Genomic DNA, 13,501 nt, shown 5'->3' with positions numbered 1-13,501 from the left:
TAAAATGAAGAATCTATCAAAATACACAGCTGTTGGTTTGTTGGCGATGCTTTTGGCGTTGATCGCTTGTGGCGATTCCAAAAAAGAAACCGCAGAGAATAACAAAGCCAATCCGGAAATGGAAAATGAACATTCCGACGGCGAAGCCGAGGAAGTAATGCTCACGGCTAAACAGTTCGATGCCTTACAAATGGAAATCGACACCCTGAAAATGCGAAATATGAGCGGCTATGTGGAAGCCAACGGACAGTTGGAAGTCCCGCCACAGAACGAGGCCACCATCACAACGGTAGTAGGCGCCAACGTGGTGTCCATCGAGGTCATCGAGGGTGATAAGGTCAGAAAAGGGCAAACGGTCGCCTACCTATCTCATCCCAACATCATCGAAAAACAGACGGATTATCTCGATGCGTTCAGCAATAGCCAGTTTCTCAAGAAAGAATACGAACGGCAAAAAACATTGTATGATGCAGGCGTGGGCAGCGGTGCCAACTTTCAAAAGGCCGAAGCCAAGTACCAGGCATCCCGAAGCAAGGTCAATGGTCTTGAAGCACAACTTCAACAATTGAGCATCAGCTCATCTGGTGTGCGGAACGGCACAATTTATCAGCGTGTATCTCTTAGAAGCCCCATTGAAGGATTCGTCCAAAAAGTAGAAATTAAGACTGGTCAATACGTGGATCCGCAGACGGACTTAATTGAAATTGTGGATACCCACCACGTACACGCAGATTTGATGGTTTTTGAAAAGGATGTCCATAAGGTGAAGGAAGGCCAAAAAGTGGTATTCAATGTACAGTCGATTCCGGGAAAGGAACTGATTGCCGAAATCTATTCCGTAGGAAAGACCTTTGAACAAAACCCGAAGGCCATTCACGTACACGCCGAAATTGAGAACAAGGAAGGTAACCTGATTCCTGGGATGTACATTCAGGGGCGTATCCAAACGGAAAATACGCAAACTAAGGCGATGCCCGAAGCTGCCATAGCAGCCGATGGTGAACGATTCTTTGTATTCTCGGCCGAAAAGGAAGGTGAAGATTGGTCGTTCAAGCCCATTGAAGTCACCAAAGGCACCCACGATGGCGATTGGATTGCCATTGATTTTTTGAGCGAACAAGAACCGAATACGCAGTATGCCGTCAACAACGCTTACTATCTAATGGCGGAACTAAAAAAGGGCGAAGCGGAACACAGTCATTAAGAATATGGAAGTAACAAGAAAACAAGACTTAAAAACAGCGAGGACACTTCAAATCTGGAACGTCATCTATGACATCATTGAAGTGGTGGTTTCACTTATCGCAGGATTCACGGCCAACAGTTCGGCATTGATTGGTTGGGGACTTGACAGCACCATCGAGGTCATTAGTGCGGGGACATTGGGTTGGCGATTGCACGGCGAAATCAAGGGGATTGATGAAAGGCGCGTAGAAAAACGTAAAATGATAACGCTCTATGTCATCGCCATATCCTTTGCGCTTATCTGCCTGTTCATTTCCTATGACTCGATAGCAAAACTTATTAGTAAAGAAACAGCCTCGTGGTCAACGGTCGGGATAGTGATTCTGTTGGTTTCCCTGATAGTGAATCCAATTTTGATTTACTACAAAAGAAAATATGGCCATAAGCTCGACAGTCCAGCATTGCTTGCAGATGCTAAGGACACATTTATCTGCCTCTACCAAACCGTGGTTGTACTTACAGGGCTATTGCTCGTAAAATGGCTGGGCTGGTGGTGGGCAGACCCTGTTGCAGCTTTATTGATAGTTCCCTATGCAGGAAAAGAAGGCTGGGAAGCTTTTACCAAAGCGAAAAATATTAGAAAAACACTCGACAAAAAATGAAAGAAATAGAAAAAAGATTGAATGACAATGGCGTTCGCCCCACGGCGATGCGAATACTTATCTACAAATATCTTGCAGAAAAGGACGTGGCCAACTCGCTGACCGATATTGAGACGGCTTTCGCGAAAGCGGACCGAACTACCCTTTTCAGAACCCTAAAAACTTTTGAACAAAAGGGCGTGGTACATCAAATAGACGACGGAACCGGTGTTCATAAATACGCCTTATGCGAACCTGGTTGCAATTGTGAGCTTGAACAAGATTTGCACCTGCATTTCCATTGCAACAACTGCGATGAGACCGTTTGCCTGACCGAACATAAAATTCCGCATATCAACCTGCCCGAAGGCTTTGTGGTAGAGGATGCCAATTTGGTATTAAAGGGCGTTTGCGACAAGTGCAGCGGACAGTAAATGCACTTCCGTTGCACGGGTCAGATACATACCTTGCACTTTAAAAATGAATTATAAATTATGAAATTTAATACCACCATACCAATAGGCCTTAGAGCATTTTATTTAGATGAACTGAGCCTATATCGTTCTTCTTTGCAAAGTGGAAATCTGCCCCAAGCTTGGCATCATCTTGAACGTTCCCATATTCTTGGTCAATCTTACCCATTGGAACATACCTATACTCATTGCTTAATGTTGAAATTCGGGTTCCACCAGCGAAACACAAAAGAAGTTCTGGGTCAGGTGTTGCGACTTTTGGTTGGTGGCTGGAAATCATTTATCGACCACGTACCCATTGGAAATACCGGTGGTAGTAACGTACCACCTTTGAAAAGAATGGAAATGCCCGAAGACTTAGCCAAAATTTTAAAGAAATACCGAAAAACTGAATGAAAAAGAAAAAAGTAAACTTACGGGATTTGAACCCGAAAGAACACCGGGGCGAGCACAGTCACGACGATGGTCATAGCCACAGCAGTCCCGAAGAAGTTTCCAATTTTAGAACCTACTTGCCCGCTATTTTCAGCTTTGTAATGCTGATTACCGGTATAGCCATTGATTATTTTGACGCGTTTCCTTTTTTTAAGGGATGGGTGCGGATTGTTTGGTACACCGTGGCTTACATTCCCGTTGGGTTTCCTGTAATCAAAGAAGGCTGGAACAGTATCAGGAATGGAGATTTTTTTACTGAATTTTTCCTGATGTCCATTGCTACCTTGGGTGCATTTGCCATAGGCGAATATCCCGAGGGTGTGGCCGTAATGCTATTTTATGCCGTGGGCGAACTGTTCCAGAACGCGGCGGTAAATCGGGCTAAGGGAAATATAAAGGCACTTTTGGATGCTCGACCTGATGAGGCTTTGGTTTTCCGAAATGGGGATTTTGTTTCGGTCAATCCGGAAACGGTCGAGATTAGTGAAAGAATTCAGGTTCGCGTAGGCGAAAAAATTCCTTTGGATGGCATTTTACTTTCAGAAAAAGCATCGCTGAACACGGCTGCCATTACCGGTGAAAGCAAACCCGATACCATCGCCAAGAGCGAAAAGGTATATGCAGGAAGCATCAACTTGAATGGTGTCATTGAAGTAAAGACGACCAAAGAATTTAAGGACAGTTCCATCGCGCGAATCTTGGATATGGTGCAGAACGCCACCTCGCGAAAATCAAAGACCGAACTGTTCATTAGAAAATTCGCAAGGATTTATACACCCATCGTGGTTTTCCTTGCCATTGGTCTGACGTTTTTGCCCTATTTCTTCATTGACGATTATGTGTTTGGGGATTGGCTGTACCGCGCTCTGATATTCTTGGTAATTTCCTGTCCCTGTGCCTTGGTCATATCCATTCCCTTAGGCTATTTCGGCGGATTAGGTGCAGCATCCCGTAACGGAATTTTGTTTAAAGGTGCATCCTTTCTCGATGCTATGACCAAGGTGAATACCGTGGTGATGGACAAGACGGGTACCGTGACCAAAGGGGTATTCAAAATCAAGGAAGTGGTCAACAAATCCGCTTTTGCAGAAGCGGAATTTATGCAATACCTGATGGCGATGGAAGAACAATCCACCCATCCCATTGCAAAGGCAATTCTGGAATATAAGGCCGATGGTGCCGATTTTGAAGCGACCGAAGTTTCCGAAGTGGCAGGAAAAGGACTGAAAGGTACGGTCAACGGAAAGCAAGTATTGGTCGGCAATAAGGCTTTGATGGTTTCCAACGGCATCGAAGTTCCCTCTGAAACCGATACCATAGTCGAATCCATAGTAATGGTAGCCATCGACGGAAAGTTTGCCGGATACGTGACCATTGCCGATGAACTGAAGGAAGATGCCCACCAAGCCATAAAGCAAATTCGTGAGGCTGGCATTTCCAAAATCATAATGCTCTCTGGCGATAAGGATTCCATTACCCAACAGGTGTCTGAAGAATTGGATATCGATTGGGCGAAAGGTGGTCTGCTACCGGAAGATAAACTGAACGAAGTCGAGAAACTCAAAACACAACCCGATACGACCGTAGCCTTTATGGGCGATGGCATCAATGATGCACCCGTACTTGCTGCGAGTGATGTGGGTATCGCAATGGGCGGTTTGGGAAGCGATGTCGCCATCGAAACCGCAGATGTCATTATTCAGACCGACCAACCAAGCAAGATAGCGAGAGCGATAAAAATTGGCCGTTCTACACGTAGGATTGTCTGGCAGAATATCGGTTTGGCTTTTGGTGTCAAGGTCATTGTGCTTATCCTCGGTGCCGGTGGTTTGGCATCTATGTGGGAAGCTGTATTTGCTGATGTCGGGGTAGCATTATTGGCAATTTTTAATGCTGTGCGGTTACAGAAAAAGAGGTGGGAATGATAATTGACATACAGGTGTAAAAACTCAATGACGGCAAAGCTCAAAATCAAACTTATCATTGAAAAGTGTGGGCTTTAGAGTAAGGAAATAGCCTGACAGTACCAAAACAACATTTTGTAGTTTGGAAAGGAACTTTTGGACAACAGAAATTGTCTTAAATAATTACGGTGTATCACCGGAGGCAGCTAAATAGTAACTAAGCGTCAAAAGAAAACAGCGACAAAAAAGAAATTATATAACATAGAACGCTATTCACTTATAATACCGCAGTAAGGTCGATTTAATCATAAAACACTAAAGGATTACAAATTTTATTACCTTTGTAGATAATGAAAATTTTAGTGCATAAAACTTTATCCGTATTGATGGCATTTGTAGTACTCTTCACTACAATGTCATTTACAATAGATATGCACTATTGTGGGGAGACTCTGGTCGATTTTTCATTCAATGATTCCGCAAAAACTTGTGGAATGGAAAAAGTTCAGGCTGGAAAGACCTGTAACAATCCCATGATGAAAGAAAAGTCTTGTTGCTCTAACAAGCAAATTGTAAAAGAAAGCAATGAAGACCTTAAAATATCCCTGGACAAAGCCTCATTCGAGCAACAAATTTTTGTCGCTGTATTCACCTATTCTTATTTGAACCTTTTCGAGAGTGTAGAATCAGAGGATCTTGCTTTCGAAGAATATCCACCACCCTTCCTAGAACGGGATATTCAGGTTTTACACCAGACTTTCCTAATTTGATGTATTAGATTTTTTGAAGCAAGCCCAATTCCAAGTGCTCGGAACTATGGGCTTAAACGCGTGTGTTTGATTTCAAACTACGTTATCGTTCAATTATCTAATTATCAAGCCTATGCTAAACAAAAGCATAAAATTCCTCATTCAAAACAAACTCGTTGCTGTAATACTTTTAGTCCTATTCATAGGCTGGGGTACGGTGAATGCACCTTTCAGTTGGGACACAGGACTACTTCCGAGTGATCATGTAGCAGTTGATGCTATTCCAGATATAGGTGAAAATCAGCAGATCGTATTTACTCGGTGGCAGGGACGTTCACCACAAGATATTGAGGACCAAATCACATATCCCTTAACCACTTCCCTCTTGGGAATTCCTGGTGTAAAAACCATTCGTAGTTCTTCAATGTTCGGTTTTTCCAGTATCTATATCATTTTTGAAGAAGATGTGGAATTCTATTGGTCACGCAGCCGCATTTTGGAAAAACTAAATTCCTTACCGAGCGGTCTTTTACCCGACGGTGTCAATCCTGCTTTGGGTCCAGATGCTACGGGATTGGGGCAGATTTTTTGGTACACCTTAGAAGGTCGGGATAAGGACGGTAACGTTACGGGCGGATGGGATTTACAGGAACTGAGAAGTATTCAGGACTACTATGTAAAATACGCCCTTTCCTCTGCAAGTGGTGTATCGGAAGTGGCATCTATTGGTGGTTATGTGCAAGAATATCAAGTAGATGTTGACCCAGAATTAATGCGCCAGTACGGCATACATCTCAGCGATGTAGTCAAATCCGTTAAACAATCAAATCAGGATATTGGCGCACAAACCTTAGAAATCAATCAGGCAGAATACCTCGTACGTGGGTTGGGTTATGTCAAATCCATTTCAGACATTGAGAATGCGGTAGTTGACTCAGAAAATTTTACATCAATCCGCATTAAGGATGTCGCTAAGGTTCACTTAGGTCCAGCAACCCGAAGAGGTATCCTCGATAAAGAAGGTGCTGAAGTGGTGGGCGGTGTAGTAGTTGCACGTTATGGCGCAAACCCGATGGAAGTCATCAACAACGTCAAAGACCAAATAGCAGAAATATCATCGGGACTACCCACCAAAGAACTTTCAGACGGACGTACATCACAGGTAACCATTGTTCCTTTTTACGACCGTACAGAACTTATAAAAGAAACACTCGGTACACTAAACGAGGCCATCACACTTCAGATTCTTATTACCATTCTGGTTATCGTTGTAATGGTGTTCAATCTTAGGGCATCTGCATTAATTACAGTACTATTGCCTGTAGCGGTGTTAATGGTATTCATAACGATGAAACTTTTTAATGTGGATGCTAATATCGTTGCACTCTCGGGTATTGCTATTGCTATTGGTACTATGGTGGATGTGGGTGTCATCCTCGCTGAAAATATGATACGTCATTTGGAAGATGAAGAGTTACAAATAAACAAAAGCGGTCAACCGTACACCACAAATGAAATCATTTACAACGCTACTGCAGAGGTATCAGGTGCTATTCTCACAGCGGTTCTTACCACTATCATAAGTTTCCTGCCCGTTTTTACAATGATAGGTGCTGAGGGCAAATTGTTCAGACCACTTGCGTTTACCAAAACAATGGCACTTGTTGCTGCTCTTATCATCGCGCTTTTTTTGATACCGCCGTTTGCCGCAGCTATTTTCAAAAAAAGGGAAATACGCCTGCGCCTCAAGTATTTCCTTAATGGTGCGCTAATTGTCGCTGGTCTCACAGCTGTCCTATATGGGTATTGGCTAGGATTGATTTTAATCGTTTATGGTGCATTAGCTATTATATCAAAAAGTATTTCGCTTTCGCGAAAGCCAAAAAACCTTCTAGATACACTCATAGCAGTAATTGCCATCGTTTTTTTATTGGCAGAATACTGGCGACCGCTGGGTTTTGATCGCAGTTTATTGATCAACTTAGTTGTGGTCGCTATACTCTGCTTTGGGTTTCTAGGTGTTTTTTCTTTGCTCAGAAGATACTACGATCGTATTCTGAGCTGGGCTTTACAAAATAGATTAGTATTCCTTACTATTCCTACTGCGCTATTAGTAGCGGGTTTCTTTATCATGAAGAATACGGGCAAAGAGTTTATGCCTGCACTCAATGAAGGCTCTTTCCTGTTGATGCCTACTTCTTTACCACACGCTGGTGTCGAGGAAAACAAGCGTGTATTGCAACAGCTTGATATGGCGGTGGCCAGTATTCCAGAAATTGAAACCGTAGTAGGCAAAGCTGGTCGTACAGAATCCGCACTTGACCCTGCACCGCTATCGATGTACGAAAACGTGATTCAGTATAAATCTGAATATATGCGTAACGCCTCAGGTGAACGGCAACGCTATCGGGTAAACGATGATGGACTTTTTGTATTGAAAAATGAAAGGTTCCATAGCAATCCAAACAATGAAATAGAAAACGATGCAAATTATACTGCAAACCAACTGCAATCCGCCATTGCCAAAAATGACTTGATTGAAGATGACAATGGCGAGTACTACCGCAATTGGCGACCCGAGATTGAAAGTCCAGATGACATTTGGAACGAAATCGTCAGTGCTACAAAATTACCTGGCGTTACCTCTGCACCAAAGCTTCAACCTATCGAAACCCGACTGGTAATGCTACAAACGGGAATGCGCGCACCTATGGGTATAAAGGTCAAAGGGCAGGATTTGCGAGAAATAGAATCCTTCGGGTTCAAATTGGAAGAAATTCTGAAACAAGCCCAAGGCGTCAAGGAACAAGCCGTGTTTGCCGACCGAATCGTAGGAAAACCTTACTTGCTCATAGACATTAAACGTGACCAACTGGCACGTTACGGCACATCAATAATGGATGTGCAGGAAATACTTCAAGTAGCTGTAGGCGGTATGCCTTTGACTCAAACTGTAGAAGGACGTGAGCGTTATTCCATAAGAGTGCGTTACCCAAGAGAATTACGGGCAAACCCTGATGATTTGAAGAATATTTATGTGCCTGTAAACAATGGAAGTCCTGTTCCGCTTAGCGAATTGGTAGAAATACGTTACGAGCAAGGACCACAAGCTATTAAGAGTGAGGATACGTTTCTGGTAGGTTATGTTCTGTTTGATAAACTGGACGGCTTTGCCGAGGTGGATGTGGTGGAAAATGCGCAAGCCTTAATTCAGGAAAAAATAGATAATGGTGACCTAGTAGTTCCCCAAGGCATCAGCTACAAATTCACGGGTACCTATGAAAATCAGTTACGTGCCGAGAAAACCCTTTCTATCGTAGTCCCACTCTGCCTAATAATTATTTTTCTGATTTTATACTTTCAGTTCAAATCTGTGACTACATCGCTAATGGTATTTACAGCTATTGCAGTTGCTTTTGCAGGTGGATTTGTGATGATTTGGCTCTATGGTCAGGAATGGTTTCTCAATTTCAGTTTGTTCGGTGAGAACCTTCGCGAGCTCTTCAACATTCAGACAGTGAATCTAAGTGTGGCTGTTTGGGTTGGTTTTATCGCTCTCTTTGGTATTGCAACAGATGACGGTGTGGTGATGGCAACCTATCTCAACCAGACATTTGACAAAAGGAAACCGAAAGAGATTAGTGGTATCCGTAAGGCTACGCGTAGAGCGGCTGGCAAGCGAATACGCCCTTGCCTGATGACAACAGTTACAACCGTTCTGGCTCTATTGCCTGTGCTGACCTCTAGCGGAAAAGGTAGCGATATAATGATACCTATGGCAATCCCAATTATGGGCGGTATGCTGATCGATGTGACGTCTTATTTCTTGCTGCCTGTTCTATACAGCTGGAGGGAAGAATATCAACTTAAAAGAGCAAACAAATGAAAAACATACTAATAATACTATCCTTGGTGATGTCATTTGCTTTCGCCAAAGCGCAACAACTACAAGCTTACATTAATGAGTCAATTGAAAACAACCCAAAAATACAAGCCTTTGAACTACGCTACAATATTGCCGAAGAAAAGGTGTCTGAAACCAACTGGATACCAAATACTGAAATAAGTGCCGGCTATTTTATCAGCGAACCAGAAACCCGTACAGGCGCACAAGTAGCTCAATTCTCGGTACGACAAATGCTTCCTTGGTTCGGTACGATTACAGCTCGAGAAAACTACGCTAATGCTCTAGCGGAAGCAGAATATGTTGAGATCACTATTGCTAAGCGCAAACTTGCGCTCTCAGTAGCACAATCCTACTATCAATTATACGCTATAAAAGCAAAGCAAGATGTTCTTGAAAGGAATATCGGGTTATTGCAGACTTACGAAAAACTGGCCCTAACATCGGTCGAAGTAGGTAATGCCAGCGCAGTAGATGTTCTGAAATTACAAATACAGCAAAATGAACTACTGCAACAAAAAGAATTGCTACAAGAAGAATTTCTTGCAGAGCAATCCAATTTCAACAACCTGCTTAATCGGGAATCAGCAAAGCAAGTTCAGGTGGTAGAGTCATTGATTATTCCTGAAACGGATCCTTTATTAGATGAAGCTGCCTTGACACTTAACCCTGAACTGATCAAATACGACAAGCTGTATGAATCTATTGAACAATCTGAATTACTCAACCAGCGAGAAAGCTCGCCCATGCTCGGTTTTGGGGTCAACTATCTGCCCGTACAGGAACGACCAGACATGAATTTTAGTGACAATGGCAAGGATATCTTAATGCCTATGGTATCCCTTAGCATTCCGCTATTTGATAACCGTTTCAAGTCCCGTTCACGGCAGAACGAACTGAGACAACAGCTAATTGAGTCACAAAAACAACAACGGTTGAATGTTTTGGAATCTGCTTTCGCGAAAGCGAAATCCCTAAGAAATAAAGCACGTATATCATTCGACACGCAAAACAAGAATTTAGCCCAAGCTAAGGATGCTGAAGAAATCCTATTAAAGAATTATGAAACCGGAACCATCGATTTCAATGATGTGCTAGACATTCAGGAATTGCAGTTGAAATTTCAAACCCAACAAATCCAAGCCATACAGCTTTACTATGTACAATCTGCATATTTAAATTATTTAATAAACTAAAAAATTTTTATCATGAAAAACTAAAAATCACAATCGCAACACTTTCAATTCTAATAGCATTTAGCTGTAAAGATGCTCATCAAGATGCTCAAGTAGAAAGCAATGAGGTAGAACAAATAAGTGAAAAAGAGCAACAAACTGCTGAAGTCTCTTTTAGCAATGACATGACTGGCAAACTATGGAATAATTACTTGAAAGTAAAAACTGCATTGGTTGAGAGTAATGCAGAAAAAGTTCAAACCGCAGCGCAAAGTCTCTCACAGAATTTTTCTGAACAACAGGAGGAATTGAAGTCTATAGTCCAACAAATGGCCAGTACAGATGACCTTGAAAAGCAACGTGAATTGTTTTCTAAAATTAACGAGCAAGCCGAGAGCTTGTTTAAAAACGAATTAAACAATGGTACGATTTACAAGCAGTACTGCCCGATGGCTTTTAATAATACGGGTGGCTACTGGTTCAGCGATGTTGATCAAATACGTAATCCTTACTTCGGCGATCGTATGTTAAAATGCGGAAACGTGGCAGAAACGATAAAGAAATAGATATGGATAACTTCCTCAAACAATGGGGTGAGGCAGCCTACACATCTACCGGGTTCTTTTGGATGGCGCTTTGGGCGTTTATTCTGGGTTACATTATAAGCAGTATGATACAGATTTTTGTGACCGAAAAACGTATGCAGGAAACCATGGGTGAGAATGAGGGTAAAAGTGTTCTACTAGGTACATTTTTTGGCTTTATCAGTAGTTCATGCAGTTTTGCTGCTCTGGCAAGTGCAAAATCTATTTTTAAAAAAGGCGCAAGTTTTGTCTCTTCTATCGCCTTCCTTCTGGCATCTACTAATCTGGTTATAGAACTCGGGATCATTATTTCCATTTTTTTGGGATGGCAGTTCGTGGTTGGAGAATATGTGGGCGGTCTATTACTGATACTAATTTGCTGGATTCTAATCCGGGTGATCAATCCCAAAAAACTAATTGAAAAAGCTCGAAAGAACCTGGAAGGACAGGATGATGACGAGATGAATGATTCCAAAGATTGGAAAAAACAGATCAGAAATGAGGAGAGCTGGGCAAGGGTCGCCAAGAAATATAAGATGGAGTGGCAAATGGTCTGGAAAGATGTGACCGTAGGCTTCACCATTGCTGGAATTGTCGCTGCCTTTGTACCAGACTCATTCTTTCAGACTTTATTTATCAATAGCGGTCAGGGAAAAACCGACTTTACATTTTTGGAAATTCTAGAACATATCGTGGTCGGTCCCGTAGCGGCCTTTCTCACTTTCATAGGCTCAATGGGTAACATCCCTTTGGCAGCATTACTATTTGGAAAAGGTGTAAGTTTTGCTGGAGTGATGGCTTTTATTTTCAGTGACCTTGTCGTATTTCCTGTACTACGCATCAATGCCAAGTATTATGGGTGGAAGATGTCATTTTTCATTCTATTCCTGTTGTTTGCCGCATTGATTGGCACTTCCCTAGCCCTACATTATGGCTTTGATTTGATAGGAATGTTACCCGATCCCTCACAGGTGAAAATTCAGGACAAAAAACATTTTAAGATTGATTACACCTTCTTTTTGAACCTGGCTTTTCTAGCTGTTTCAGGATATTTAATTTACCTAGGATTCTACAAGAAAAAAGATTTGGAGCACTCTATGAGCGAGATGGCACCCAAAAGTCCTGTACTTGAAAAGGTATTGAAATATGCTGCATTTGTTTGTTACATATGGCTTACGGGTGGGCTAATAATTAAATTTTTAAATTAAGTAATGAAACACACATATTACATAAAAGGAATGACCTGCAATGGCTGTCGCACGAGTGTCGAGCAAAAATTAAATGCAGTACCTGGTGTAAAAACCGCTACGGTAGATCTGGAAAAGCAAGAAGCCGTAATAGAAATGGATCACCATATTGATACAGCTACTTTCGCCGAGGCGCTTCCGGACAAATATGCCATTACTGAAAAGCAAAAAACAAGAAATATTTTTTCCAGTACTACTAGGAATAACGCTTTCGCGAAAGCGGAAACAGAAAAGACAAAACTGCAACAACTCAAGCCTCTACTCATAATCTTGGGGTATATAACTGTTGCTACCATTTTATTGAACTATCAGCGAGAAAGTTGGAACGAAGCCATGTTAGATTTCATGGGGCTATTCTTTATCGTCTTTAGCTTTTTTAAAATTCTCGACCTGAAAGGATTTCCTGATAGTTTCAGAATGTACGACCCACTTGCCAAAGTACTTCCCGCCTATGGCTGGATTTACCCTTTTATCGAGACTGCACTTGGTCTTATGTTTTTGATGCGGTTAGAAATACCCATCGCGCTAATTGTTACCCTTATCATTTTAGGAATTACAACCGTAGGTGTAACTAAAACACTCTTGGACAAAAAGTCTATTAAATGCGCCTGTTTGGGAACCGCCCTTCAGTTGCCCATGACAGAGGCTACATTTATTGAAAATGCCATCATGATCGTCATGGCGGCAATAATGCTCATTAACTTAATCTAAATTATTATGGAAAATTCAAAACACTCAGGTACAGGAAACTACACTAAATTTTTTCTCATGTTGGGATGCTCTTTCGTGGCTATGTACATCACCATGTACCTCAACTCCTATGAGTTTGACCATGTTTGGTTCAGCTTGACTCGCTTCTATATGGTCTGTTTGGGTATAGCAACGATGGCAGTGATAATGTGGTTTTTTATGCGAAAGATGTACACTGATAAGAAAAAGAACATAGCCATCTTGTTGGGCAGTTTGGTCTTGTTTGTTGGTGCATTATTTCTAGTACGCGACCAAAAATCAACTGTAGGTGATGTGCTATGGATGAAGGCTATGATACCACATCACTCAATAGCCATTCTCACCAGTGAACGTGCTGACATCAAAGACCCAGAAGTAAAAAAGTTAGCAGAGGAAATCATTCAAGCCCAGCGCAAGGAAATCGCTGAAATGAAGAAAATGATTGAGCGATTGGAAAGCAAGTAGATAAAACCTT

Annotated in this window: 12 protein-coding genes; all 12 read left to right on the top strand. The window is 42.0% G+C overall.

Annotated features, from left to right (window positions below):
- The first annotated feature begins 4 nt into the window (after positions 1 to 4).
- Positions 5 to 1,204 carry an efflux RND transporter periplasmic adaptor subunit gene (locus BST91_RS02790; protein WP_085774377.1) on the top strand — a complete coding sequence of 400 codons (1,200 nt, stop codon included), beginning with the start codon at positions 5 to 7 and terminating at the stop codon, positions 1,202 to 1,204.
- A gap of 4 nt (positions 1,205 to 1,208) precedes the next feature.
- The gene (locus BST91_RS02785) at positions 1,209 to 1,847 is read left to right on the top strand and encodes a cation diffusion facilitator family transporter (protein WP_042278125.1); all 639 of its coding nucleotides are present in this window, start codon (positions 1,209 to 1,211) and stop codon (positions 1,845 to 1,847) included.
- Complete coding sequence (locus BST91_RS02780) at positions 1,844 to 2,260, top strand: Fur family transcriptional regulator (RefSeq protein ID WP_085774376.1); 417 nt, start codon at positions 1,844 to 1,846, stop codon at positions 2,258 to 2,260. Before BST91_RS02785 ends, BST91_RS02780 begins: the two co-directional genes overlap by 4 nt.
- 60 nt (positions 2,261 to 2,320) lie before the next feature.
- Entirely contained in the window at positions 2,321 to 2,695 is a 375-nt protein-coding gene (locus BST91_RS02775; protein ID WP_085774375.1) for a DUF3703 domain-containing protein, read from the top strand.
- Entirely contained in the window at positions 2,692 to 4,659 is a 1,968-nt protein-coding gene (locus tag BST91_RS02770; protein ID WP_085774374.1) for a heavy metal translocating P-type ATPase, read from the top strand. Before BST91_RS02775 ends, BST91_RS02770 begins: the two co-directional genes overlap by 4 nt.
- Before the next feature lie 329 nt (positions 4,660 to 4,988).
- The gene (locus BST91_RS02765) at positions 4,989 to 5,408 is read left to right on the top strand and encodes an HYC_CC_PP family protein (RefSeq protein WP_085774373.1); all 420 of its coding nucleotides are present in this window, start codon (positions 4,989 to 4,991) and stop codon (positions 5,406 to 5,408) included.
- Between the two features lie 112 nt (positions 5,409 to 5,520).
- Entirely contained in the window at positions 5,521 to 9,273 is a 3,753-nt protein-coding gene (locus tag BST91_RS02760) for an efflux RND transporter permease subunit (RefSeq protein ID WP_085774372.1), read from the top strand.
- Complete coding sequence (locus tag BST91_RS02755) at positions 9,270 to 10,487, top strand: TolC family protein (RefSeq protein ID WP_085774371.1); 1,218 nt, start codon at positions 9,270 to 9,272, stop codon at positions 10,485 to 10,487. The genes BST91_RS02760 and BST91_RS02755 overlap by 4 nt, the downstream gene beginning before the upstream one ends.
- Before the next feature lie 164 nt (positions 10,488 to 10,651).
- Positions 10,652 to 11,032, top strand: a complete 381-nt coding sequence (locus tag BST91_RS13225; RefSeq protein WP_244895676.1) for a DUF3347 domain-containing protein — start codon at positions 10,652 to 10,654, stop codon at positions 11,030 to 11,032.
- Positions 11,033 to 11,034: 2 nt separating this feature from the next.
- Positions 11,035 to 12,258 (top strand): permease, encoded by a 1,224-nt coding sequence (locus tag BST91_RS02745; RefSeq protein ID WP_085775665.1) that lies wholly within the window; start codon positions 11,035 to 11,037, stop codon positions 12,256 to 12,258.
- A gap of 3 nt (positions 12,259 to 12,261) precedes the next feature.
- A complete protein-coding gene (locus BST91_RS02740; protein ID WP_042278115.1) occupies positions 12,262 to 13,008 on the top strand; it encodes a heavy-metal-associated domain-containing protein in 747 nt (248 codons plus the stop codon).
- 6 nt (positions 13,009 to 13,014) lie between these two features.
- Positions 13,015 to 13,491, top strand: a complete 477-nt coding sequence (locus BST91_RS02735; protein WP_085774369.1) for a DUF305 domain-containing protein — start codon at positions 13,015 to 13,017, stop codon at positions 13,489 to 13,491.
- Positions 13,492 to 13,501: the final 10 nt, after the last annotated feature.

This window comes from Nonlabens tegetincola (assembly GCF_002117085.1).
GTDB lineage: Bacteria > Bacteroidota > Bacteroidia > Flavobacteriales > Flavobacteriaceae > Nonlabens > Nonlabens tegetincola.
The sequence above is the reverse complement of the archived record's forward strand: the minus strand, read 5'-3'. Positions and strand labels throughout refer to the sequence as shown.